This window comes from Desulfotomaculum sp., from assembly GCA_003513005.1.
GTDB lineage: Bacteria > Bacillota > Desulfotomaculia > Desulfotomaculales > Nap2-2B > 46-80.
In genome coordinates, this window is record DOTD01000081.1 from 1 (window position 1) to 24,835 (window position 24,835).

A 24,835-nucleotide genomic window follows, 5' to 3' on the forward strand; every position below is an offset into this window, starting at 1 on the left:
TAAAAAACTAATGTCCGATATAAGGTTACCGTATAATACTAAAACAATCAAGCGCTGTATATCATTTTTGCCTCCATTCGCACCTTGGCCATCGGCCTTCTGCGCTTGCACGGGCATTTCGATATGAGCGCAGTGTATTGGAAACAGCGGAAAACGCTCTGCCTAAAGAACCTAGATACGAGCCGTTCCGCGAAAGACTACTAAATATAGAAATGATTGCTGCTGGTAACGCGGCGTTACAAGCAGGTGAAATAGAAACGGCTGAAACATATTTCACAAAGGGACAGGGGGATGCCTGATGCGGGAATCAGAATTGCATCTTGAACATGCCCTCAATTCGGTTACTCTCATTCATGATATACGTGCCGTCTTGTCTTCGGCGCCTGGTGGCCGGGAGGATTGATTAAAGAGGTTACCTCTTTAATCAACCGGATTTTAGAAATCCTCAAAAATACACCTGATACAAATGTGCCAGCGGAATGGCGTGTTGTTGTTGCCGGACTTCGTGTCTTGGCCAGTCAGGTTGTTTGCTTGGCGATTGCTCAGGGTGGTGAGGGAGACATAATCGCGGAACGCGCAAAATGCGATGTCTTAGTTATGGAACTGCGCCGCATATTGTCTTCGGAAGCTTTAAAACTGCCCGATAGTACGGGTTTAATCCGGCGTTTATTATTACAAACAGGGCAATATGATTCTGAACGGTTGCGCACGTTTTTGTTAATGATCCCACTGCCAACACTTTATTGGCATTTAAGAGAAATGAATATACCGTCTGAAAATGCGGCTGAAGAAACTGATTCCGAGCCGAATCCGCTGTTGCGGGTCATCGTCTTTCTTGACAATGCGCCATTCGCAAGCCCGCAACTCTTGAGGACTAATATTTTATATCCTTTGGTATTTCGTATTCGCGGTGTTGTATGGCCTGATGATGCTGTACGCCTTCGGCTTGATTTACTCACAACGTGTCCGTCGGGCACTTTCTCAGTTTCCGAATTCACGCTTGACCCATCAGGTTGTATTAAGGATGAAAATGGCGGATATCACGGAGAATTGACGGGACAAATAATATTCACCTCAGGACAAAGCAGCTTGTTGGATGATCTCGTATTTACAATTCGTGGCGCATTTGAGACTTCTGATGGACACTTCAAAGAGATTCCGGTAATTGGGCATAATGAACTTCGCCTGAGAGTCACCAGTGAAGACGGACATCCTCTGATGACGGGTAACCGGAGGATGGATCGACATATTGTGGAACTTGTCACAGCGCTTCTTAAAAATTGTCCTGGGGTTGGTGACGAACTAACTGACTTATTGGAAATGCTTCAAGCTCTTACTCGTCTGCTTGCCACATATGCTCAAGAAGCAATTTTTAAAGAGCGTAATGACGTACCAGAATCAGAGTTTCAGGAAAAGGTACTTCGTGATCTTCGATTCGTGCTCGGGCAGGATGTACAAGAGCACCTAAGTCAAGCGGGAGGTATTACAGACATAAGGTATCGAGGTGTAATTGTCGAGCTGAAAGTCGAAAAGGAAAATGGAGATCGCGTGCACATCTCTAAAAAGTACACATCCCAGTCCGTTCAATATGCCGGTGTAGAAGCAAGGCAAGTCAGCATACTTCTCGTACTCGACTTGACTAGCAAGGATAAGCCACCTAGCGATATTCGGAATGATATTAATCTTACAGATGTTGAGACACATGGTGGAAACGACGGAACAAAACAATTTCCATCTAAGGCGTTCGTTTTCGTGATCAATGGGAACATGAAAAGCCCATCAACTTACTCGCGATAATTATGTATTGGATTATACCGGGCTAAAATGCTTTTTTAAACACAGAGATAACTACTTGTCGCACTATCGTAGGGGAGTTTTTATCTTAAAGGAGTATAACAATTGCATGTAATGTATAATTATGGTATATTATTTTTTGAGAGTTAAGGAATTCTGGTGTAGTGCTTCGATAAATTTAATTTAATAGTGTATATGGATTTTTGGTATTACTATTATATAAAAATAAAGGAAAATAATTATGAATCAGATATATACAATTGGTCATTCAACACATAATATTGATTATTTCTTAAAATTGCTAAATAGCCACAGTATTAGCTGTTTAGTTGATGTTAGGAGTATACCCTACTCAAAATATACGCCACAGTTTAATATGAGCGAGATTAAAATCTTTTCAAATATTAACAAAATATACTATATATTTATGGGTAATGAATTTGGAGCGAGACGGAAGGATAAAGAGCTATATTCTGACGAAGGATATTTAGATTTTGAAAAAGTAAGTCGAAGCAGCTTGTTTATATCAGGCATGGACAGAGTTAAAACAGGAATTGAAAAAGGTTTTAATATTGCGTTGATGTGCAAAGAGAGAGACCCTATAGATTGCCATAGGAATATATTAGTTGCGCGAGAATTTCATAAACAAAATTACAAAGTTAATAATATACTAGAGGACGGTAAAATACAGAATCAAGAACATATTGAAAAAAGATTGCTGGATATGTATTTTCCTAATGGATATCAACAAACATTGTTTGATGATCCAGGAAGGAATGATCTGGAATTGATAAATGAATCCTATAAATTAAGAAATAAAGATATAGGATATAGAATAGTAGAAAAGAAGGAGACCTTAGTAAATGAGGTTATATACAATAGGATTCACTAAAAAAAGTGCAAGAGAATTTTTTACATTATTAAAAAAAAATAAAGTGAAACAGATTATTGATATTAGGTTAAATAATACTTCACAATTAGCAGGCTTCTCGAAAGGTGAGGATCTTAAATTTTTTTTAAATGAGTTCTGCAATATAAAATACACACATGATACTAGTTTGGCCCCAGATAAAAATATTCTTGATAACTATAAAAAAAAGAAAATAGACTGGAAACGATATGAGATTCTTTTTAATGATTTATTGAATAAAAGGAATATTAAGAATGATTTAGATGCTAAGTATAATAAAAATTTGGATGGTGTCTGTCTTCTTTGTAGCGAAGCAACTGCAGATAAATGCCATAGGAGATTAACAGCAGAACATATAAAGCAAATTTATCCAGACCTAAATATTGAAAAAAACACTAATTACATAGTGGAGATATTTCAATCGTCAATCCCTTGATTAACGCCAAATTGGTCTCTATAACGAAGAAGTTTTGGATTTTGAAATGCCAAAATCACCAATTTATCAACTTTTTCAAACAGAATATCTCTATTCAGAATATCTCTATTATAACAGATTTATATCCACCATGCAATTAACGTTTTTATTGAAATAATACATTTATAATTTGCTTAACAAATAGGGGGTTAATAAATGTATAAGGATATTATTCTGCTTACGACTTCGAAAAAGAGTGGTAATTATTGCATTGCAGGAGTTGAAAAGGAAAGGGGTAACTGGATTAGGATAATATCCGAAGATGATAGAATACAGCATGCCATTAGATCTGAAGATATGATATATGAGAATGGAAATAAGCCGCAAATTATGGATATAGTAAGAATAAAATGCAAAGGAATTAAGCCTAATTACTATCAGCCTGAAAATTATATACTTGATAATTCAGTTAGTTGGCAAAAAATAGGGAGAACCAATATTCAAGAGCTGTTAAATATTCATTGTGCTGAAAATAAACAATTCGTTTTCTTTAATAGCGATAAGTATATAGATAGTGAGTTTATTAAGACTTTAAATGATGAAGAAAAGTATTCATTAACTTTAATTTCACCAGAAGATGTTTGTATACATGTAAAGCGTTGGCCTGAAAGGCAACAGATAACAATGAGTTTCATTTACAATGGATATCGTTATAATTTCATGCCAATAACAGACACAGAATTTGAGAACATATATTTAAAATATCAAGATGGAAACTATAATTACCAAGATAATTGTTTGCTTGTAATAAGCCTAGGAGATATATATGAAAAAGATTATGAGGCATTATAAACTCATTGCAAGCATATTAAGCTATTAATGAGTTTATTCTTTATTGTGTTTCTTTCTTTGCTATAAGTTGTTATAAGGTCGCAGCATAATAACCACAGGTTTATTTAACATTTCACAGGAGGGAAAATAATGCGGCAGGAGAGAGTAGAGTTTCAATGCGGTGAACTTACTTTAGAAGGGGTTTTAAGGCTTCCCGAAGGGGAAGGGCCTTTCGGCGTTGTCGTTGTCTGCCACCCTCATCCCCAGATGGGAGGCGACATGCGGAACAATGTTGTTTCCGCCGTTTGTATGGCGCTGGCCGGGAAGGGTTTGGCTTCCTTCAAGTTTAACTTCCGGGGGGTGGGGGACAGTGAGGGGCAATTTGATAATGGAGTCGGTGAATGCGATGACGCCATGGCGGCGGTTTCGTTTGTGTTAGGCAAAAAAGAGATTGATCCCGAACGGATTGGAATCTGCGGTTATTCGTTCGGCAGCATGGTGGCTTTAAAGGTGGCGGCAAAAGAACAAAAAATAAGGGCGATTGCGGGAATATCTCCCTTTATCAAACCTGCGGACCTGCTTGACGGATACACAAAGCCGAAAATATTCCTCTGCGGTGTCCGGGACGGTTTTATAAACGCGAAAAGCCTTCAGCAGCAGGTGGAAAAATTGCCGGAACCGAAGGAAATTGTGCTTTATCCTGACATTGATCATTTCTGGTCCGGCCAGGAAAGGGACATGGCCGCCAAAATCGGGGAATTTTTTGCGGGCAGCCTTTAAGCTACAAAAATATTTTATTATTTTCTCTTTAATAATAAATAAATTATATATTTCTTATTGCATGTTAGGCATGATTGAGTTTAAAATAACAAATAACACATAACAGCCAGGGTTAAATTTTAAAACAAGAGGCAGGTGCTTAACATGTACGAAAAAGTAAGTGAAGTCATCGAAAAAATACGCCCGATGCTGCAGATGGATGGCGGAGATGTCGAGCTTGTTGAAGTTACTGACGACGGCGTAGTCAAGGTCGCCTTAAAAGGCGCCTGCGGCGGCTGAGCGGGCGCCACTTATACCCTTAAAATGGGAATTGAGCGGTCGCTCAAGCAGCTTGTTCCGGAAGTGAAGGAAGTAGTCCAGGTATAGCTGTTATAAAAGGTGCTTTAAAAGACATCCAGACCAACAGGGTGTACAAGTATTCTAGAAACACAAGTAGTGGGAGTAGGATTTTTTCACCTTTCCCACTATTTTATTTTTTTTGTTCCTTAATTAGACAATGTATCTATTGATCGCTTATGGGCATCATGATATTTTAAATAGGTATGGTGTTTATAAGCGGATGGATATTTTAGGAGAGGTCTTTGATGTACGAAGTTACAGTTAAGAAGCAGTTTGCCGCTGCGCACAGGCTGTTGGACTATCCTGACAGGTGTTCCCGTCTGCACGGCCATTCCTGGGTAGTGGAAGTTTCCGTTTCCGGGGCTGAACTGGATGAAAACGGAATGCTGATCGACTTTAAAGAAGTAAAAAGACTTGTCGGGGAAGTAATTGACGGCCTCGATCACCAGTATTTAAACGAGCTGGAATTTTTCAGCCGGCCGGGGAAGGAAACTAACCCCACTGCTGAGAATTTAGCCAGATATATCTTTAACTGTTTAAGAGATCTTTTTAAAACCGGTTTAAAACTATCCGGTGTCCGGGTCTGGGAATCTTCCGACACATGCGCCTTCTACAGCGAGGGAAGCTAGATGAGAAGCGTTGTCCTCCTTTCCGGAGGCCTTGATTCCACCGTTTCTTTGGCTCATGCCCTGCGTGAAAGCGAAGTGGAGCTTTGTCTGACCATGGATTACGGCCAGCGTTCAGCAGCCAGGGAAATCAATTCGGCGTCAGCTATTGCGGAATATTATGATCTCAATCATATGGTTGTTGATCTTCCGTTTCTAAGAAAGATTACTTTTTCGGCTTTAGTCAATACTTCGAAGGAGGTGCCCAATCCTTCAGCAGACTCACTTGACGACCTGCAGGCCGCTCTTGAAAGCGCGGCGGCGGTATGGGTACCGAACCGCAACGGAGTGTTCATTAACATAGCGGCTTCTTTTGCCGAGGCGCTGGACTGCGGACTGATTGTGACTGGGTTTAACCGGGAAGAAGCCCGGACTTTCCCCGATAACAGCCCGGCTTTCGTCGAAGCTGCCAATAAAGCGCTTGCTTTTTCAGCCAGGAAACAGGTCAAGGTGGTAAGCTACACGCAGCGTTTGGACAAGGTGGAAATTGTCCAACTGGGGAAAAAACTCAATGTGCCCTGGCGGCTGATCTGGAGCTGTTACCACGGGGGCAGCGCAATGTGCGGAACCTGCGAAAGCTGCCGGCGTTTTTACAGGGCGATGAAGGAGGCGGGGATTGATGGTTTTTCTGCAGAGCCTGGTTGTGCCGGAAACAGTTCCGTATGACGGGAAGCAGCTTTCCTCTCTTTGGGCATACCGGACATGGGGCGTTAAGGGCGACAGCATAATCGGTTTTCGCGGCCCCTGCGATATTGACTTTGAAGATATGATTGATCTGGAGGATGTATTAAGCAAGTCTGCAATATACAGCCCCGATATGCTTCACTTTATTGTTGAACATTTTGACCATGATCTTGAAAAAGGTGTCTTAAGGCAGAGACTGCTGATCAATATTATCAAGGAAATCCTTGAATTCCATGGTATCAGGACCTTGCGCCTGGGAGATGACCTTTACATAGATGACGGCAAGTTATCCATTTCGATTGCCACAGTTACACCTGTTTCGACGATGATCCACGCGGGGCTGAACGTAAGCAGGGAGAACATTCCTGTAAAAGCCTCCTGCCTGCTGGAGGCGGGTTTGGCGGAAAATCAGATTCTCCCGCTTGCTGAAGAAATATGCCGGTCCTACGCCGGCGAAATCGAGAGCATCTTTTTAGCGCGCTGCAAGGTAAGGGGTGGCAGGTAAGTTGGAAGCTTCTATGATAGAAATATTCTCGTCTGTCCAGGGGGAGGGACCCCTGGTAGGTTGCAGGCAGATATTTCTGCGTTTTGCCGGGTGCAACCTGGAGTGCGCTTACTGCGACACCCCCGGTGAAATGCGGCCGACTCACTGCCGGGTTCATAACTCTCTCGACCGCAAAGATATTATCTACTACAAAAATCCTGTGAAAGCTGGCCAGGTAGTTTTAGCGGTCAAGAGATTAAAACCGCCAATTCACCATTCAGTCGTCTTAACCGGAGGAGAACCTCTTCTGCAAAGTGAATTTTTAAAGGTGATCCTCACTCTAATAAAAAGTTCGCGCCTGAAAGTGTACCTGGAAACAAACGGCACGCTTACCAAGCAGCTGGAAAGCATAATCGACATGGTTGACTTTATTGCCATGGATATCAAACTGCCGGGTATTTCAAACCTGTTTCCCCTGTGGGATGATCATAGAAGGTTCTTAGCCGCGGCTGTTCAAAAAGAAGTTTTTATAAAGGTAGTTGTGAGCGGAAAAACCAGCGATGAAGAATTTATTCGGGCTGTCCGGCTGGTTTCGGGGATAGCCGACCTGCCCCTGATTATCCAGCCTGTTACGGGCGGTCGGTTTGTCAAGCCCGGCCCGGGCCGGCTTCTTTTCCTTCAGGAGCTGGCGCTTGAGCATCTTTCGGATGTCAGGGTAATTCCACAGGTTCATAAAATAATGTATATGTTATGATAGAGATAGACATAAAGAAAATGAAAGGGTCTGGAGAGTGGATTTAAAAAAGATTCAGGAAGCGGTCCGGATGATTCTTGAGGCTGTCGGCGAAGACCCGAACAGGCCGGGTTTAATAGGGACTCCCGAGAGAATAGCCAAAATGTATGAAGAAATATTTTCCGGGCTGAACGAGGAACCCAGGAAGCACCTTGAGAAAATATTTCTGGAAGACCACGAGGAAATGGTTCTGGTCAAGGACATACCGATGTACTCCGTATGCGAGCATCACCTGCTGCCTTTTTTCGGGGTTGCCCACGTCGCCTATATTCCCCGGCAGTGGAGGGTCACCGGCCTTTCCAAACTTGCCAGGGTGGTGGAGGGATATTCAAGAAGGCCTCAGCTGCAGGAGAGGCTGACCACGCAAATTGCCGACGCCGTCATGTCGGAACTCGATCCGTACGGGGTGCTGGTTGTTATTGAGGCCGAGCACATGTGCATGACACTGCGCGGGGTCAGGAAGCCGGGCTCCAAGACGGTGACTTCGGCGGTACGCGGCGTTTTCCAGAAAAGTGTGGCAACCAGGGCCGAGGCAATGGCCCTGATCAAGAAAAATGACTGAGAAGGACTGCGGAGGTTGAGATGAGAATTCTAGTGGTTAATGATGATGGAATATACGCCAGGGGATTGAGCGCCCTTGTCAGGGGCTTAAAAGACCTCGGCGAGATATACGTTGTGGCGCCTGACCGGGAAAGAAGCGCCACGGGCCACAGCATTACGGTGCACCGGCCCCTGCGCGTCAGGAAGGTTGCCTTATCATCCGATTTCGGGGTTGCAGCCAGCTGGTCGGTTGACGGCACGCCGTCCGACTGCGTTAAGCTGGCTGTTGAAGACCTCCTTCCCAATCCGCCGGAGATAGTTCTTTCGGGAATCAACCAGGGGTCCAATCTGGGCACGGATGTGCTCTATTCGGGAACAGTCTCGGCGGCTGTCGAGGGTTTAATCAGCGGTTTTCCGTCGGTTGCCGTTTCCCTGACCAGTTTCCCTGACCGTGATTTTTCCACGGCCGCGGAGTTTGCGCGTAAACTGGTTACAGTACTTGAAAAGGGCGCCTTTTCGCAGAATTTCCTGCTGAATGTAAATGTGCCCCCCGGCGACCGGCACAACGGTGTAAAGATAACCCGCCTTGGAAACCGGAGGTACATCAATATCTTTGATAAAAGGACAGATCCCCGGGGAAGGGTTTATTACTGGATGGGAGGGGATCTGCTTGAAATGGAAGATAATCAAGAGGGCACGGATGTCAGCGCGGTTAAAAACAATTATATTTCCATAACCCCGCTGCGCCTTGACCTGACCGATTATCCAGGCATCGACAACCTGAACAGCAACGGCTTCTTAGAGAATTTTAAAACAATTATTACGGGAGGTAGTAAAATTTGAAGAACTACAAGAGCAGTCAAATTCGCAATCTGGGGGTCGTCGCCCATGGCGGCGCCGGAAAAACATCGCTCGTGGAGGCAATGCTGTTTAACAGCGGAGCGGTAAACAGGCTTGGGCGGGTGGACGATGGCGCCACCACAGCAGATTACCATCCGGAGGAGATAAACCGCAAGATAACAATTCACACGAGCCTTGTTCCCTGCGAGTGGGAAGGCTGCAAGATTAATGCTCTGGATTCTCCCGGTTTTTCCGATTTTATAGGAGAAGTGCTGGCCGTGTTAAGGGTTGTGGACTGTGCCCTTTTTGTAGTGTCTGCGGTCGACGGGGTGGAAGTTCAGACGGAAATCATCTGGGAGCACGCCGATAAGCGGGAGCTGCCCAGACTTGTTTTTATAAATAAGATGGAGCGTGAAAACGCCCATTTCTTTAAAGTCCTTGATGATTTAAAAGAAAAGTTTAATATCCATTTTGCGCCTGTGACGCTGCCTATCGGCCAGGCCGCCGATTTCAGCGGGATAGTTGATATGATCGAGCAGAAGGCGTTCTCTTACGGGAATGACGGCAAGGCCGTGGAAATAGCCGTACCGGGCGGGATGGCCGATACGATCGGCGAGTACCGCGAAAAGCTTATCGAGGCCGTTGTTGAAGCTGATGACGAGCTGATGATGAAGTACCTGGAAGGCGAGGAACTGACTCCGGAAGAACTGAAGGAGGGGCTTAAAAAAGGCGTTGCCACCAACAAGGTAGCGCCCGTGCTCTGCGGTTCGGCGACTAAGAACAGCGCTGTAATCAACCTGATGGATTTTCTGGTCAAATACTGCCCGCCGCCTGAAGACAAAAGCGGCGAGCCGTTCTCGGGGCTGGTCTTTAAAACGCTTGCCGACCCCTATGTAGGCAGAATGAACTTCATCCGCGTCTATACGGGCGCCCTTAAAAGCGACAGCGTACAGTTCAACAGCACCAGAGAAAAAACGGAAAAAGTTGGACAGGTGCTATATATAAGAGGTAAAAATTCGGTTCCTACAACGGAGGTTCCTTCAGGAGACATCGCCGTGCTGGTCAAGCTTCAGGAAACCGGAACAGGAGACACCCTGTGCGATAAGGATAAACCGGTCGAACTGGAGGGGATAGGCTTCCCTGTTCCCACACTGAGCGTGGCTATCAGCCCGAAGAGCAAGGGAGACGAAGACAAACTGAGCAGCGCGATGGCCAGGCTGCTGGAAGAGGACCCGACCGTCAGGGTGGAGAAGAACGTGGAAACGAAGGAGAGCCTGCTGACCGGAATGGGCGAGATGCACCTGGATATTCTAATGGAAAGGCTCAAGCGCAAATACGGCGTCGATGTGGTAATGAGTTCTCCTAAAATACCTTACCGGGAGACTATCCGTAACGAAGTCAAGATTGAAGGAAAACATAAAAAGCAAACGGGCGGCCATGGCCAGTTCGGACACGTTTGGCTGCGCCTGGAGCCGCTGTTGAATGAACCCTTTGTTTTTGACGAGGAACTTTTCGGCGGGTCCGTTCCCAAACAGTATGTGCCGGCTGTGGAAAAAGGAGTACGCGAGGCAATGGAGGATGGAATCCTGGCCGGTTACCCGGTGACCGGGGTAAAAGCAGTCCTCTACGACGGTTCCTACCACCCGGTTGATTCTTCGGAAATGGCCTTCAAGATTGCCGGTTCGATGGCTTTTAAGAAAGGCGCCGCCCAGGCGAAACCGGCTTTACTCGAACCGATATTGGAAGTTGAAGTAATAGTGCCGGAAAGCTATATGGGTGATATAATCGGTGATTTCAATACAAAACGGGGCCGCATCCTTGGCATGGAGCCCTCAGAAAACAAAAGGACCAAAGTAAAGGCTCTTGTGCCGATGTCCGAGATGTTACGCTACGCAATCGATTTAAAGTCAATGACCCAGGGGCGCGGTTCTTTTTCTTCTGCCTTCAGCAGCTATGAAGAAGTCCCGCTCAGGCTTGCCGAGGAAGTAATCAAAAAAGCAAAGGCTGCGCAGGAGGCGGAAAAGTAAGCTGTCCAGAGTTGCTTAACTGCCAGGGTGCGGTTAGGGGAATATCCGAAAAGGGCATACTATCCGGTAAAAAAGGCCTTTGGAGGATGTCAAGTTGAAAAAACTCCCCCGTCTTTATCACATCAAGCCGCGCCAGGACAGCCGCAATCCGGTTGCCAGCACGCTTGACTTTTTTGTGGGAATCTTGCTTTTCTGGCTGTTTGTCCTGTCGGTTTTATTAATTTTCCTGCCGGTGTATACGGCTCTTTGCTGCTCTTTGCTGGCGGCGTCGGCTATGTGTCTGGCAGGCGTCCGTTATCAAAAATGGCGAAAAAGCAAGCGCCGGCTGCATAACAGGATGTGGCTTGCCGGGGAGAAGTACCGCAGCGAGATTGACAGCCTGAAAACGCGCGATGACCTGATTATGTTTGTGGGGCTGCTTCTGGAAAGGTCCGGCCAGTTTGAGGATGTCCGGGTAGCCCCGAAAGATTCTGTGCCGATTCTGTCCGTGTACAGGGGCGCCAGAGTCGGAATTCAGTGCCTGCCGCCTTCTTTGCCGGGCGTTGCGGCCGATCCCGGCTACTGCGCTGAAATTATTCAGCAGCTTGGCGAAGATTTGGAAAAGGGACGGTATGAAAAGGCGTTTATTGCCGCCGCAGGGGAACTCCACCCCCGTGTAAGATGGCTGATCAAGATGCTCGGCGGGAATTACCCGGTGGCGCTGCTGCCCAAGGAGAAGCTTGTCGAACTGGCTATCCGGGCAGAAAGACTGTCAGCCGGGGAAGAGGCTCCCGAAAGCGGCGTAAAGGGTAAAAAGCAGGAAAGTGTTTTAAATGGGCCGGAGCCGGGGATTAAGGAAATTGTCCTTGCCCGGAAAAAGGGCCTCAGGTATCTGGCAGCGTTTTTTATGCTGGCCGCTTTTTACCTGCTTGCTCATCTTACCGGCTTTGCCGCCGGAATTTGCCTGGCCTTTATCATTATCAACGGTGTTTTGGCTGTCGCCTGCCTGATTGCCAACCGTGAAAGAAGAGGCGCTTTCAGGCTGGAATAAGCCGTTAAGGTGGGATTTGATCTGTCAAGTGAAAAAGTACTAAGCTCGGATTTGGTTTACAAGGGCAAAATAATCAATTTGAAAGTAGATCGCGTGGAGCTTTCCGAAGGCCGCTCCGCTGTCCGGGAGGTTGTTGAACACGACGGCGCGGTGGCGGTTGTCGCCGTAGACTCCGCTGAAAACGTCCTGCTGGTCAGGCAGTACCGTTACCCTGCCGGAAAAGAACTTCTTGAAATTCCCGCCGGGATGGTTGAACAGGACGAAGACCCGCTTTCCGGCGCGAAAAGGGAACTGGCCGAGGAAACAGGGGCCAGGGCTTCCTCCTGGCAGTACCTGTTTGGATTTTATTCATCGCCCGGTTTTTGCGACGAATACCTGCGCGTTTACCTGGCCAGGGAACTTGAGTTTGCTTCCCAGGACCTGGATGAGGATGAATCTATAGAGCTGGTTAAGATTCCTTTGGGCAGGGTCCCGGAAGAAATTGAGCGGGGCGCTATCCAGGACGCAAAATCAATCGCCGGTTTGCTGGGCGCATTCCGGCTGTTGAGTAAAAGTACCGGCTGATCAATTATAAGTTAAAGTATTTGGCCGCCGGTTCAAAAACAATCCGGTTGTTTCTAAGCGAGGCGGTTGCAGGGCCCCTGTAATTCCCTCCACTTTGCAGGCCGCCGATTCCGGCTATGCTCAGGTGGGCAGGATTAAGCAAAAACGCCGTTATGGTCGATTTATCACGACCGGGCAGGCCGGCGTTGACGCTGCCGAGGCACCTTCCAAAGATAACGATACTGCCGCCGGAGTATAAACGTGCGCCGGGATTTACATCACCGACAATGATCAGGTTATTTATTGCTTCTATTTCCTGGCCGGAGCGGATGGTGGCAAAGATTAACCGGGCCGGTTCATCGGTATCGTCTGTTATTTCTTCGGCAACGGAGGCAGACGGAAAAACGGGCAAATGTATTTCTTTATTCGGCACAAGCCCGTACTGCAGGCAGATGTCTTCCAGTTCGGAATACTGTGGGTTGTCCGGGGAACTGCTCGGATAGTGAAAGGTAAACCTGGCTCCCTTGAAGAAGCCTTTTGAGGAGATAAATTTTTTCTCTAGATCATCTTTCAACTCTTCAAGATTGCTGGCCGGATCAAGAAGGATGACCAGGCCGCCACGGGTTCCTTTTATAGTGACTAATTCTTTAATCATCATGCAGCCCGCCTTTCCAGAATAACCCACTTTTTTTATATTCGATTTGATTTTTCATATTCCTGCCGTTGTCTTAAAAAGATTGTCTCAGAATGCAAAGCTTTGTATAAAAATGTAACCTTTGCGGCAACTTTAAAAGGCAACTTATTATCGGAGGGAGGAAAGCAGCTTGCCGGAATGGAGAAAGGATCCGATTGTCGACCGGTGGGTGGTTATTTCCACGGAAAGAAGTAAACGTCCGTCAAACTTTAAGGTGACGGAAGAGAAGATAAAAGGGCAGGTATGTTCTTTATGCCCCGGCCGTGAGCAGGAAACACCGCCCGAGGTGATGTCTTTCCGCAAGCAGGGTACGCAGCGCGACAACCCGGGCTGGTGGGTCAGGGTGGTCCCGAACAAGTTCCCGGCTGTCAGCGCCGAGGCCGCGCCGGAAGTTTACAGTAAAGGGATCTACGCCGCAATGGACGGGCTGGGCGCCCATGAAGTTGTAATCGAGTCGCCGGATCACATTGACAATCTGGATGTCGAGGACGACCACCAGATAGAAGAGATCCTCTGGGCGTGGAGAGACCGCCTGCTGGCCCTGCGGCAGGACAAACGGATGAAATATATCCAGGTCTTTAAGAATTTCGGCGAGACTGCCGGAGCGTCCCTGGAGCATACCCATTCCCAGATTGTTGCTATCCCCATGGTTCCGCATGATATAAGCCTGGAGATGGATGGAGCAAAAAAGTATACGGAAGATACGGGGAGATGCATTTTTTGCGACATGGTGGCCAGCGAAATACAGCAGTGTGAACGTATGGTTATGCAGGGGGAAAGGTTTGTCATCCTGGCGCCCTTTGCTTCGCGCTTTCCGTTTGAAACATGGATATTGCCCGTTAAGCACCAGCACGATTTTGCCGGCATCACCAAGGAAGAAGCCGTTGAGCTTTCTTCAATGCTGCGCTCTCTTTTGGTTAGGATGGCCTTATTGCTGCATAAACCTCCATACAATATAGTTTTGCATAATTCAACCATAAATACGCCCGATACATCATTTTACCACTGGCGCCTGGAAATCCTGCCCAGGCTGACTGTGATTGCGGGTTTTGAGTTGGGTACCGGCTTGTATATCAACCCGACTCCTCCTGAACTGGCGGCAAAATGTTTGTCTGAGTGCTAATCAAATATTTTTAATTTTTTTTCCTTAAGTGGACAAATTAAAGAGGTATAGATTTTTAGATTCCTGCGGGAGGTAAAAATATGTTCGACCGTCCACTTAAGGTTTTGATGGTTTCCTCAGAGGTAGTTCCCTTTGCCAAAACAGGCGGTTTGGCGGATGTAGCCGGTTCGCTGCCCAAGGCGCTGGCTACCGTCGGCAGCGATTGTGCCGGAAACGACGTCCGGATTGTGCTTCCCCATTACAAAGGGGTTGAAGGCGCCCGCTACCGGATGGACTTCCCCGTTCTGACCAGCGAGCGGGTTGAAACAGCAATCGTCCGGGAATCCTCCATTGAAGCCCAGTACATGGGGGAACACCGCCTTGTCCCGGTATACCTGATCGACAACCACTATTATTTTTACCGTGACAACCTGTATAACTATGACGACGACGCGGAGCGCTTCACTTTTTTTTGTCAGTCTGTCCTGGAGATGCTGCCCAGGCTTGGCTGGCAGCCGGATATTATTCACTGCAATGACTGGCAGACCGGTCCCATCCCGTTCTTTTTGAAAGTCCTTTATGCAAAGGACCCTTTTTTCAATAAAATATCCACCGTTTTTACAATCCACAATTTACAGTACCAGGGTAACTTTGAAGAAAAAACGCTCGATCTCCTGGGAGTGAGCGATGATTACTTCACGCCCGACCGGCTCGAGTTTTACGGCGGGATCAGCTTCATCAAAATGGGCCTTACCTATGCGGATGTTCTGAGCACCGTCAGCAGGACATACGCCCTGGAAATCCAGCAGCCGGAAAGCGGCGAACGCCTGGACGGGCTTTTGAGGGAGCGCTCGAGCGACCTTTACGGGATCGTCAACGGAATCAATTACCATGAGTTCAACCCGAAAACGGACCCCCGCCTGTACCGCAATTACGACCAGTATTCCATTGAAAACAAACAGGAAAATAAGATGTCCCTGCAAAAGGAACTGGGACTGCCTGTGAGAAACGTTCCGGTAATGGGGATGATTTCACGCCTGGCGCAGCAAAAAGGTTTTGATCTACTGGCCGGGATTATTGATCAATTGCTGGCTTTGGACGTGCAGCTGGCGCTGCTGGGAAGCGGAGAACCTGAATATGAAAAGATTTTCCGGGATATAAAAGACAGGTACCCTGAAAAAGCCGGCATCTATCTTGGTTTTAATCCCGTTCTAGCCCAGCGCATTTACGCCGGCGCCGATCTGTTCCTGATGCCTTCCCGCTTTGAACCCTGCGGGTTGGGCCAGCTGATCGCCATGCGCTACGGCAACACCCCGGTGGTCCGTGCAACCGGAGGGCTTGCAGACACGGTGCACGACTATAACCCCGTAACAGGTACGGGAAACGGTTTTGTCTTTTTGGAATATGACAAGAACGCTTTTTACCAGGTAATCAAGCGGGCGTTAAACCTGTACTGGCACGAACCAGCCCAGTGGCAGAAACTGGCGCGCAATGGGATGGAGCAGGATTTTTCCTGGGCTCGCTCGGCGGTTGAATATCTCCAGTTGTACTACGAGGCGATTAACCGCCATCTTTCCAGGTCCAAAATAGCCTGACTTAGACTACCGGGCCCTAAATGACTCGTAAAGATAAATTGCGAACGTGCCGAAAATAATCGCCATATAAACCCATAAATACTCGATCCTTAAGACGTGATCATAGCCGAGTGCGACCTGAATGCTTCCCCATTCAGTGAATCCGATAAGCCAGACCAGTTCTACCTTGATCCAGCTCAGCAGCGTACGGGCAAGCTGGTATTGAATTCTCATATTCTGCTCGGTTATCCGCCAGGGATAATTAAAAAGGTGTGGGTACCGGCTTAAAAAAGATATTCCTGCGCTGATTAACACGAACACAAGCAGTTGGCGGATCAGCGCTGTCTTGTCGCCCCAGGCGGCCGGGATTCCCCCGGTTCCGAACCTGGTGGGGACCTGGTCCGGCAGCGCCGCCCAGTACCTGACAAGGGTAAAAAGCATTGCCAGGATGCCTATTACATAAGCAATCTCCAGCGCATTTTCTAAAGTAGAGCGGGGGATGGAAATAGCCGGCCGGCTTCTCGGTGTGGCTTTTTTCATGGTGTCAAATTTCCTTATAAGATTTTTAATTTCTCAAATAATATATACCTGCAGGGCTGGTTTTTCAAGAGGCGCCACCCTTGTCACTTCTTTTGACAGAAAAATAATTAGTCCTTTGGAAAATTTGTCGAAACAAAGAATATAAAAAAATAAATAAGCGGATCTTTTCACCCTGGTACTGGATGTTTTAGACCTGCTCATGTTATTAACATAATAATTCGGTTCAAAGAGAGGAAATGGGTTATAACGGCGGGAGGGGGAGTTAAAAAGTCTTTAAAGTATTGCGAAAGAAATTCCGTATTTTGTCTTTGGCAATTACTTTGGCGGCAAAGGCTGTCATCGACACTGCGCACAGCATTAACTTTATAGATTTTCTCACGACCGGACCTCCTTCACAGATTAACTGTTTTTATGGTGTCCGCCGCGGGTGTTGTTTATGTATCTACACTTTGAAAACAATCTTTCATTAGGGAGGTCAACTGCCTACGTGCTTAATAATCGCTTTCTTATATTTGTACGAACTCGTTCACCCTCGGGCTCGGTCAAAACTCGGCGCCAGTGCGCCTCAAACACTTCCCCCGCTTATCCTCCGGGTTCTCTCGTTCTCTGAATTAAGGCTCAAAATCCATTTAAGTCATTGACCTCCTTTTGCCAGATGAATTTTCATACTTATTAACTGGCGATTATCTGGCGCCGCTTGAATTTCCGGCTGGCGGAAGGAAATTTTAAAATCAGTCAGAAAATAAACTATATGAAATTTGCATAGGAGGAGGCGGATAATTTGGAAAGCAGGATTGCCCGGGAATTACAAATAAAATATGAGCCCGTAGCTGTCATCTTTACTAATGAACTGCCGCCGGATGCTTTACAGTTCAAAGAAGGAAAATGGGGCTGTGTAATTGCAATGCTTACTGCCGCCGCCAAAGGCTTTGTGGATCAACTGCCTGTAACAGATATCCCCTATACCTATGTTGTTTTTAAACCTCTGTCTCTGGCGGATCCGGATAAAGAAATCCTGCAACTGGTCATCTTTTATGTAAATGCCGATCAATTGACAGCCCTGGTTGTACTGGCCAATTACGATGATCCGGACAGCAGCAGTGTTTATATACCACAGGCTTCAGGGCGCCAGAGCACCTGCCTGATTCCTTTCCATGAGTCACAGCAGGAACGGCCCCGCGCTGTAGTCGGGCTGATGGATGTCTCGGCCCGTCCGTACGTTGACCCGGGAATTTTGGCGCCCAACAAGTTCATACAGCCTTCCGCCGTTTTTAATGACTACTTCAGCCAGGCGCGCTCTGTCTTCCTTATCGCTCAACAGCGCCTTTCTCAACAGCGCCTTTCCTTTCTCTCCTGCCCAGGAAATTGAAAAACAGGCTTCTTCCAGCGCCGCATCCAGATCAGGAGTTCGCCCTCCGATTTCCACTTCCACCTCTACGGTTTTTCCGGTCAGATAGTCAATCGGTCCTTCTTCGATAATTCTCCCCTTATTGATAATAGCCACTCTGTCACAGTTCATTTCTACTTCGCTCAGCAGGTGGCTGTTTAGAAAAACTGTTTTCCTCTTCCATTTCTGTTCCAGGATGATTTCCCGGACTTCTTTGCGGCCAAGCGGGTCAAGCGCCGACGTAGGCTCGTCCAGGAAGAGAAGATCAGGATCGGTGAGCAGGGCGCTGGCCAGACCGAGGCGCTGCTGCATGCCCTTGCTGTATGTGCGCACCCGCTGTTTTTCCCTGCCTGTCAGACCTGTAATTTCCAGGACATGGGCGATCCTGGAATGCCTTGCCGAAGGATCAAGACGGCCCAAAGAGAAATGCAGGTTGAGGACTTCCAGGCCGGTAAGCCAGTCCTGGTAATGAAAGTTTTCCGGCAGAAAGTCGATCGTTACCTTCCTACTGGCCCGACTCCTTAGGCCACAAAGCTGTTTTTATGCAACCTCACCGCCGTCCGGATTATGCGCTTGGCTGACAGTTTTCCTCTAAATATAGAATAAACGAAATAGAATAACTTTCGAACCTCTTCAAGAATCCTACTCAATCTTATTTAAGAAAAAGTCAATAGTATATTTAACAACGGTTTTTCCGGCAGGGGCAAATTTATCGCTGTAGTTAAAAATGCGCAGTGAGAATCCGTCGACATGTTGTTTTCCTAAAAGGATAGTTTCTTTGTAAAAGACGATATTCAGGGGGGTCTCCTTCTCAAAGGTCCGGGAAACGCCATAGCTGACCATTACCGTTGGGTAGATCAACCGCCAGTTCTGGTATCGTATCCTTGTCTTTTCATCGACATAACGTCCGCCAAGGAGTTTAAATATTGTGCTGTATCCGTCCGCAGCGGAAACTACCGTTTCTGCTTCATATTTGCTCCCGTCGGTGAGGCGTATGCCTTTTGCCGAATTGTTTTCAACCAGGATTTCTTCCACCCTGGTATTGTAGAACACCTCTCCGCCCAGAGCTTTATAGCGGTTTTCGATGGCGCCGACGAAGTCCCGGCAGCCTCCTTCTAAAAGGGCTATCTGGTTATCCGCTAATAGGGTCAGAAGCAGGGCGACAAACCAGACGGGTACTTCCGGCATAAACAAGTTCACTATAATCTTTCGCAGCAAATCGTTCTTGATTGTACGGGCGTAATCTCCTATCGGCTGGGCGTACTTGCCGGTGAAGTACTTGAAGTACTTGCGCATCTCCCAAAACATGCTGAGCTTGTTTGAAGTGGTCATTAATTCCGGTGGGTTTTCCATAACGCCGAACATCTGCGCACCGCGCACGTCTCGGGAAATGGCGATTATTTCATCGATAACTGCCGCATCAGCAGCGGAAAGGGATTTTAACTGCTGGACAGGAGATCGAGGTCGCGGGTAAAGAGAGTTTTTCTCCGTTTTAAGGAGCCTCCTTTATGTGCTGAACGAGTACTTGCAGGGGCATACTTTATTAGGAATGCTAAAAAAGGGTAGATAATCCGGATCGGTGATTTGACAGTTTCAAACAACAGCCTGCCGCATTTAAGTTTGTTTATTTACAGGCTCCGGCTGATCTTATATACTTCGCCGCAATAAAAATCAGGCTAATAATCTGTCCTGATATTTTCTCCAGTATCTGCAAAATATCTCCAGTAGATTTTCTAAATTATCTTATGATATTCGACTGTTTAATGGACAGATGTTCCTTTACTTTTCTTATTAGACATCCATGCCGTTTAATGCGCTTGCAGGCTGCTAATGAAAGGGGTTTTTTAAGATTGAGGGACAAGATTATTATTAGCGCAACGATTGCAGCAACGATTTTTATCATAGGATTTGCCGCCGGCTGCGGGCAAATAAAGAATACGCAGCCGCCCGGCGGTCAGAACATGATCGCAAAAGCGCAGGAAGCGACACCTAAAACAATGGATGTGGCTGTTTATTATGTAAAGAAGACAAACAAAGATTTCTGCCTGGTCCGGGAATCACATACCGTTGCCTATACACGGCGTGTGGCCAGGGCTGCCCTGGAAGAGTTGATTAACGGGCAGCCATTTACCGAAAATGCATTTACCGTCCTGCCGCGCGAAACCCGGATAAGGGGGATCAGTATAAACAATGGGCTTGCCAGTGTCGATTTTTCCAGCGAGGTTTTAAAAGCCGAACCTGAATCCGGAGTTGGCGCTCTTGGGATTCAAGGCATAGTCAACACATTAACCGAATTTCCCACGATTGAACAGGTGGCTTTCAAGGTTGACGGGACCCTGGATCAGCAGGCAAGAGAATGGTGGGGAAACGGCAGCCTTTCCGAAACACCGTATAAGCGTGACCTGTCTAACGTTTTGGAGCCTGCCGTCTGGATCACGATGCCTGTAAAGGAGGAACTTGTGGATATTCCCATGAAAGTCGCTGGTTACACCCGGATTGTTGACGCACCAATTAATCTGCGAATTGTCACCGGGAGCGGGGTAAAACTTGCCGAGGGTTGCGCCAGAGCATCCGCAGATAATCCCGGCAGGGGCGAGTTCTCAACTTATCTTAAATTCCAAAGGCCGTCTGTTGACAGCGGATATCTGGAAGTATTCCATTGCGGCTCAGAAAAAAAATGTAAAGAGCTTAACAAAGTACGCATTCCGATAAAGTTCAACCAGACGGCAGCCACGAGCTAGAGTTTAAATGGGCTTAATGCAACTTCAATAACCAGTAATATACGGTGAACCATAGAAACCACTGGCTGTGGGTTAGACTTTCGTGAAGCATGTTAAATATTATAAGAGGGAAAATAATCATTAATAGAGCGGCTACAAAAACAGTCATACTGCGCCTTACCCTGACTAAATCCCAAATTTCCATCGCCGGCGGGCGCAGGTTTAGCTGGACCGAACCGTTGGGACAGCTGCGCACACAATTCATGCAAAGCTTGCAGTCCTGGTTGTTGTCAATAAAAGGGACATGTTGGAAAAGGGGGTAGCCCGGATTATTATCGGCCCCTTTATAACAGCTGTAAGTTGTGCACTTGTTCAGGCAAAGTTCAGCATTGGAGCGTAATTCGAGCGGGGAAGCCATTGAACAAACCCCGAACATGTCTCCCAGGGGACAGATATGACGGCGCCAGGAATGGCGCGGAAGTAAAACGGTCGTAATCACGGCGCCTGAAACAATAGACAGAAAAAGGATTCCCGTAGCCCTGGGGGATTGCCTCATGTTGGTTATTTCTTCAATCCAGAGTATGAAGACAAATAAAAAAGTTATGATCAGGTAATCATTCTTTTTAATAAATGCGGGAATCGGTTTGGCCAGGTGAAAGAATCTTTGAAAAAAGGAAGCTATGTTGGACATGGGGCAGACAGAACAGGTAAGGCGCCCGAAGAAAAGTACGCAAAAGACAAACGACGGCCAGCCGAGCGACCAGGAAATCATTGTGCCCCAATTTTGGCTGTGATCTTTCGTTCCGAACAAATTCAGGCATATATTTGTGACAAACGCCAGGGTAACGGCGGCCTGAAAATAACCGGGGTAGATCTTTTTCTGAATTGCCGCCATCAGGGGTTTTATTCGCAGAAGGTTAATGCCAGGTCCGATATTTCCCAATGCGACGCCTAAAAAGATATGTTCGGACTCAATCCTGTCATTTTCCGCAATCTGAAAAGCTCTTTCCAGGGCCTCTGCGAGTTCGGTTATATTTTTCTGCAAATAGTCATGAGACAGCAATTTACCCATGGCTTCTTCATTGACAGGCGGGACGGGCCTTTTATATATCTGGGCGGATCTCTTTAATAAATAATCAACAAGTTCGGGAATGTCCCTCTTTCTCTGTCTTAACGGAGCAAAAACGACTTTATTGTTCAAATATTTTTCAAGAATATCCGATCCAGGATTCTACCGGGTAAAGTTATTAATATTTTCCTTCTTAGTATAGTCATTTTTAGCTTATGCGCAGCCAAAGACCAATAGTTAGTTCTGCTATATCGGCTCCGCAGGGGATCAACCAGACATTTTGCCCGTCGAAAACGCCGCCTTGGAATGACCAGTCATTTCTATTCAAGCTATCCGGCCAGGAACCATATCCGGTCATGACTCCGGTATCCTTATCGATCTTAACTACCCGGTCTGCAAAACAGGGGACCATCCAGATGTTCTGCCCGTCATAGATTGCGCCGCGGAAAGCATATTGCCCCAAAGAGAAATCCGCCGGCCAGTCGGGATGAAAGAGCTGGTCTTCTCCCGGCTTGACCAGGCCAGCCTGAACTACCGTGGCTACAATCCAGTAAGCCCAGTTGCCTGGGGCGACGTCTTTTATCGTAATATCATTCTCGGCAAGGGTGCCTCCCGTAAGCCTGATGAAAAGCGACACCGCTTCAGCCCGGCTGATTTTTTTATCCGGTCGGAAAGCGCCGTCGGGATATCCTTTGAAAAATCCCGCCTGCGCTGCGGCTTCAATTTCCCCGAAAACCCAGTGCTTTGAATTTACATCTTTAAATGAAGGATAAACGTTTTTTAACGGCTGCAGCCCTTTAGCTAAAACCACTGCCTTCGCCGCCTGGGAGCGGGTGACATTTGCGCCTGGTTGAAAAGTCCCGTCCGGGAATCCGTTGATAATGCCTTTTTCAGTTAAGTAACGGATGAAAGGCAGGAGAGGGTCGTTTTCAGTAATATCTTTAAACTGCGTTTTTACTGCAGTTTGATCTTCGGAGGCTGTTGCGGCAATTGATGCGGCATTTGAGGTAAGAATAAGGCATAAGAACAGGCAGGAAATGATGATTAATAATTTGAAAAGATTTTTATTAGGTCGATACAACTTTTTTCTCTTCCTTAAAAGCTCTATGTTTTAGCTTAAATATTAAATCTGTTTAAATAAAGTTGAAGAGGAGAGGAGTTGATATATAATAGATTTAAGAGGTAGTATTTCTTTAAGCAAAAAGCCGGATTACCGGCTTTTTGCTTAAAGAAATATACTCTAAAAGATTTTAATTTATTATTTCAAAGATAATATTGTCTCCCAGGAGACAAATTTAATTTTTTAAAGAAAACCAAGTTTTTTAAGAACAGCGGCAAATTCATCCCAGGTAACAGGATCATTTCCTGAACACCTGTTATTCAGGGAAAATCTTTTCGAAAGTTTTTCAAAGGGTGTTTCAGGAAAATCGGGAATTGGATTCAGGTAAAAACCCAGATATGAGGCGATACCGCTTGCTATAGCCCAGGCAGCCCTGTCCTGGAAGTCGGCTGTTTTCAGCAGAGCTTCTTCCTGGTAGTTGGAAATATAGGCCAGTTCGACCAATGCTGATGGACAGGCGCTGTAGTTTAAAACGTCATGGTCCTTTTCTCTCAAGCCACGGCTGAACAGGCCAACAGCTGGGACCAATTTGTTATGAATACTTGCCGCCAGGCGTCTCGCTTTCTCGTTTCCTGTGTTATGGTAGGTTACTACTCCACTGTTGTTTTTATCTTTTTCATTATTGCAGTGAATTGAAACAAAACAATTGGCGCAGGCTTTTTTTGCAATTGAAGCACGCTCTTTTAAATCCATTGCCGCATCGTTGGCCAAAGATTTGTTATCCCTTCGGGTCAGGTGGACTTTTACAGAGGGTGACAAATATTTTTCGGCCTGGAAAGCTACAGACAGAGCGATATCCGACTCAAACGTTCCGTTAGGCCCGATTGCTCCGGAATCAAATCCCCCATGCCCGGGGTCCAGTACAGCTACAACGTTATTAATCAAACACACCACCTTTTTTATGCACATGACTTTTTTTGTACAACATTTCTCTTCTACCAAAAAAACAACTTGTACACAATAGCGGACAAATACGAAATACAGGCAAATAATATCGAAATGCGTCCATATACATGTTAAGACTAAATATGATGAATATTTAGTACGTATATCTCTATTATTGTCTGTTTATCTCTCTTGCAGATTAGAGGTAATATTTCCCTCTTGAATAAGACGGGCTGTTTTGCTATGCTTTACATGCAGGCCCGGTAGAAACAGTCGATTCTTAAAAAACCGGCCTTTCCCCTGGGGCCGGGCCTGCAAAACATAAGTACCTCCTTTCGTTAAGCTTTTTGGGCCTTTTGAGGCCCCCTTTTTTTTGTCCAGGCTATATCCCTCATGCCTGGTTTTTTTTTGCTTAGGCGGCCGCAGACCTTTCTAAATATAGCCTCGTCACATTTTCCTAAGAATTAATAATTTAAAACAACTTAGTAAATGAAGCCCAATACGTTTTTTGAATAAGCAATCTCGCTCAAAGTGCTTCACGCCGAAAAACAAAGGTGTCGTCTGATAAGCCTGCACTCTGGTGAATACGGATTTGCCCGCATGGTTAAAATAACTTTAGTGAGAAAGAATATGTTATTATGCCGCATGGAATAGAATGTAAAATTGAAGAATGCTATCACAACAGCACAGGCAAATGCACTGCTGACAGCATAATGGTCAGATCAAGCGTTGCCGATAAAAAATGCAGTATGTCGGAGAATACTTGCTGCGAGACTTTTAAGTCCAAAAAAATGTTTTAATTTCAAATCCTGACATATTGTTGGCCCACCTTGAGATTGCATCAGGTGGGCCAACTTTGAATGAAGGTTCAAAATTGCACTTCATCTAGGAGAACAGGTTCATACAGAGCTTGCAGTAGAAACGGTAAGTCGGTGAATCATCTCCGATAAAGCAGTATGAATGCTCGTTGCGCACAGGCCGGGAGCAGCCGTAGCAGAGCACAAAGGGTGAGATTCTGAACCTGCCCACATAGGAAAATTGTTCGCCGTCCGGATTAATACTGTTCATT

28 protein-coding genes and 1 pseudogene are annotated in these 24,835 nt (G+C 46.3%); 21 read left to right on the forward strand and 8 right to left on the reverse strand.

All coding sequences use genetic code 11. The features are described 5' to 3' along the window. Window positions 1-399: 399 nt before the first annotated feature. The 15 genes and pseudogenes from DEH07_10390 (at window position 400) to DEH07_10460 (ending at window position 12,696) form a co-directional block, all read left to right on the forward strand. Entirely contained in the window at window positions 400-1,797 is a 1,398-nt protein-coding gene (locus tag DEH07_10390) for a hypothetical protein (GenBank protein ID HBY04904.1), read from the forward strand. Between the two features lie 238 nt (window positions 1,798-2,035). Further along, window positions 2,036-2,686, forward strand: coding sequence for a hypothetical protein (locus tag DEH07_10395; GenBank protein ID HBY04905.1), 651 nt, complete (start codon window positions 2,036-2,038; stop codon window positions 2,684-2,686). Beyond that, the gene (locus DEH07_10400) at window positions 2,658-3,140 is read left to right on the forward strand and encodes a hypothetical protein (GenBank protein ID HBY04906.1); all 483 of its coding nucleotides are present in this window, start codon (window positions 2,658-2,660) and stop codon (window positions 3,138-3,140) included. Before DEH07_10395 ends, DEH07_10400 begins: the two co-directional genes overlap by 29 nt. Before the next feature lie 195 nt (window positions 3,141-3,335). Next, the gene (locus DEH07_10405) at window positions 3,336-3,971 is read left to right on the forward strand and encodes a hypothetical protein (protein ID HBY04907.1); all 636 of its coding nucleotides are present in this window, start codon (window positions 3,336-3,338) and stop codon (window positions 3,969-3,971) included. A gap of 129 nt (window positions 3,972-4,100) precedes the next feature. After that, window positions 4,101-4,730: a hypothetical protein gene (locus tag DEH07_10410; GenBank protein HBY04908.1), complete on the forward strand. Its 630-nt coding sequence runs from the start codon at window positions 4,101-4,103 to the stop codon at window positions 4,728-4,730. A gap of 144 nt (window positions 4,731-4,874) precedes the next feature. After that, a pseudogene (locus tag DEH07_10415) lies at window positions 4,875-5,096 on the forward strand (hypothetical protein). Between the two features lie 218 nt (window positions 5,097-5,314). Beyond that, complete coding sequence (gene queD, locus DEH07_10420; GenBank protein ID HBY04909.1) at window positions 5,315-5,698, forward strand: 6-carboxytetrahydropterin synthase QueD; 384 nt, start codon at window positions 5,315-5,317, stop codon at window positions 5,696-5,698. Beyond that, window positions 5,699-6,400: a 7-cyano-7-deazaguanine synthase QueC gene (gene queC / locus DEH07_10425; GenBank protein ID HBY04910.1), complete on the forward strand. Its 702-nt coding sequence runs from the start codon at window positions 5,699-5,701 to the stop codon at window positions 6,398-6,400. Further along, window positions 6,354-6,923 (forward strand): DUF366 domain-containing protein, encoded by a 570-nt coding sequence (locus DEH07_10430; protein ID HBY04911.1) that lies wholly within the window; start codon window positions 6,354-6,356, stop codon window positions 6,921-6,923. Before queC ends, DEH07_10430 begins: the two co-directional genes overlap by 47 nt. Window positions 6,924-6,936: 13 nt before the next feature. Beyond that, on the forward strand, window positions 6,937-7,656 hold the full coding sequence (locus tag DEH07_10435) for a 7-carboxy-7-deazaguanine synthase QueE (protein HBY04912.1): 720 nt from the start codon (window positions 6,937-6,939) through the stop codon (window positions 7,654-7,656). Further along, the gene (folE, locus tag DEH07_10440; protein HBY04913.1) at window positions 7,646-8,257 is read left to right on the forward strand and encodes a GTP cyclohydrolase I FolE; all 612 of its coding nucleotides are present in this window, start codon (window positions 7,646-7,648) and stop codon (window positions 8,255-8,257) included. Before DEH07_10435 ends, folE begins: the two co-directional genes overlap by 11 nt. A 20-nt stretch (window positions 8,258-8,277) precedes the next feature. Beyond that, on the forward strand, window positions 8,278-9,078 hold the full coding sequence (locus DEH07_10445) for a 5'/3'-nucleotidase SurE (protein HBY04914.1): 801 nt from the start codon (window positions 8,278-8,280) through the stop codon (window positions 9,076-9,078). Continuing rightward, window positions 9,075-11,102: an elongation factor G gene (gene fusA / locus DEH07_10450; protein HBY04915.1), complete on the forward strand. Its 2,028-nt coding sequence runs from the start codon at window positions 9,075-9,077 to the stop codon at window positions 11,100-11,102. The genes DEH07_10445 and fusA overlap by 4 nt, the downstream gene beginning before the upstream one ends. A 94-nt stretch (window positions 11,103-11,196) precedes the next feature. Then, a complete protein-coding gene (locus DEH07_10455) occupies window positions 11,197-12,132 on the forward strand; it encodes a hypothetical protein (GenBank protein ID HBY04916.1) in 936 nt (311 codons plus the stop codon). A gap of 21 nt (window positions 12,133-12,153) precedes the next feature. Next, entirely contained in the window at window positions 12,154-12,696 is a 543-nt protein-coding gene (locus DEH07_10460) for an ADP-ribose pyrophosphatase (GenBank protein ID HBY04917.1), read from the forward strand. Window positions 12,697-12,700: 4 nt separating this feature from the next. On the opposite strand, the gene DEH07_10465 is transcribed toward DEH07_10460, so the two are convergent. Next, window positions 12,701-13,333 (reverse strand): hypothetical protein, encoded by a 633-nt coding sequence (locus DEH07_10465; protein ID HBY04918.1) that lies wholly within the window; start codon window positions 13,331-13,333, stop codon window positions 12,701-12,703. 166 nt (window positions 13,334-13,499) lie between these two features. Between DEH07_10465 and galT the strand changes: the two genes are divergently transcribed. Both galT and DEH07_10475 read left to right on the forward strand, forming a co-directional pair. After that, window positions 13,500-14,492, forward strand: coding sequence for a galactose-1-phosphate uridylyltransferase (gene galT / locus DEH07_10470; GenBank protein HBY04919.1), 993 nt, complete (start codon window positions 13,500-13,502; stop codon window positions 14,490-14,492). An 80-nt stretch (window positions 14,493-14,572) separates the two neighbouring features. Next, on the forward strand, window positions 14,573-16,066 hold the full coding sequence (locus DEH07_10475; protein HBY04920.1) for a glycogen synthase GlgA: 1,494 nt from the start codon (window positions 14,573-14,575) through the stop codon (window positions 16,064-16,066). A gap of 6 nt (window positions 16,067-16,072) precedes the next feature. Here the strand turns inward: DEH07_10475 and DEH07_10480 are convergent, their stop codons facing one another. After that, complete coding sequence (locus tag DEH07_10480) at window positions 16,073-16,585, reverse strand: hypothetical protein (protein HBY04921.1); 513 nt, start codon at window positions 16,583-16,585, stop codon at window positions 16,073-16,075. Between the two features lie 281 nt (window positions 16,586-16,866). Here DEH07_10480 and DEH07_10485 point away from each other — a divergent pair, with 281 nt between their 5' ends. Both DEH07_10485 and DEH07_10490 read left to right on the forward strand, forming a co-directional pair. Next, a complete protein-coding gene (locus DEH07_10485) occupies window positions 16,867-17,055 on the forward strand; it encodes a hypothetical protein (protein ID HBY04922.1) in 189 nt (62 codons plus the stop codon). Window positions 17,056-17,366: 311 nt separating this feature from the next. Next, the gene (locus DEH07_10490) at window positions 17,367-17,954 is read left to right on the forward strand and encodes a hypothetical protein (protein ID HBY04923.1); all 588 of its coding nucleotides are present in this window, start codon (window positions 17,367-17,369) and stop codon (window positions 17,952-17,954) included. Here the strand turns inward: DEH07_10490 and DEH07_10495 are convergent. Further along, a complete protein-coding gene (locus DEH07_10495; protein ID HBY04924.1) occupies window positions 17,745-18,467 on the reverse strand; it encodes a multidrug ABC transporter ATP-binding protein in 723 nt (240 codons plus the stop codon). The two genes, DEH07_10490 and DEH07_10495, sit on opposite strands and share 210 nt — an antisense overlap. A gap of 147 nt (window positions 18,468-18,614) precedes the next feature. Then, on the reverse strand, window positions 18,615-19,337 hold the full coding sequence (locus DEH07_10500) for a hypothetical protein (GenBank protein HBY04925.1): 723 nt from the start codon (window positions 19,335-19,337) through the stop codon (window positions 18,615-18,617). 380 nt (window positions 19,338-19,717) lie between these two features. On the opposite strand from DEH07_10500, the gene DEH07_10505 reads away from it, so the two are divergent. After that, a complete protein-coding gene (locus DEH07_10505) occupies window positions 19,718-20,713 on the forward strand; it encodes a spore gernimation protein (GenBank protein ID HBY04926.1) in 996 nt (331 codons plus the stop codon). Window positions 20,714-20,726: 13 nt separating this feature from the next. On the opposite strand, the gene DEH07_10510 is transcribed toward DEH07_10505, so the two are convergent. The 3 genes from DEH07_10510 to DEH07_10520 all read right to left on the reverse strand — a co-directional run bounded on the left by DEH07_10510 (window position 20,727) and on the right by DEH07_10520 (window position 23,790). Beyond that, window positions 20,727-21,893 (reverse strand): hypothetical protein, encoded by a 1,167-nt coding sequence (locus DEH07_10510; GenBank protein HBY04927.1) that lies wholly within the window; start codon window positions 21,891-21,893, stop codon window positions 20,727-20,729. Window positions 21,894-21,969: 76 nt separating this feature from the next. Further along, a complete protein-coding gene (locus DEH07_10515; protein ID HBY04928.1) occupies window positions 21,970-22,842 on the reverse strand; it encodes a hypothetical protein in 873 nt (290 codons plus the stop codon). Between the two features lie 222 nt (window positions 22,843-23,064). Further along, a complete protein-coding gene (locus DEH07_10520; protein HBY04929.1) occupies window positions 23,065-23,790 on the reverse strand; it encodes an N-acetylmuramoyl-L-alanine amidase in 726 nt (241 codons plus the stop codon). A 614-nt stretch (window positions 23,791-24,404) separates the two neighbouring features. Between DEH07_10520 and DEH07_10525 the strand changes: the two genes are divergently transcribed. Next, window positions 24,405-24,566, forward strand: coding sequence for a DUF1540 domain-containing protein (locus tag DEH07_10525; protein ID HBY04930.1), 162 nt, complete (start codon window positions 24,405-24,407; stop codon window positions 24,564-24,566). 85 nt (window positions 24,567-24,651) lie between these two features. On the opposite strand, the gene DEH07_10530 is transcribed toward DEH07_10525, so the two are convergent. After that, window positions 24,652-24,834, reverse strand: a complete 183-nt coding sequence (locus DEH07_10530) for a hypothetical protein (protein HBY04931.1) — start codon at window positions 24,832-24,834, stop codon at window positions 24,652-24,654. Between the last annotated feature and the right edge of the window lies 1 nt (window position 24,835).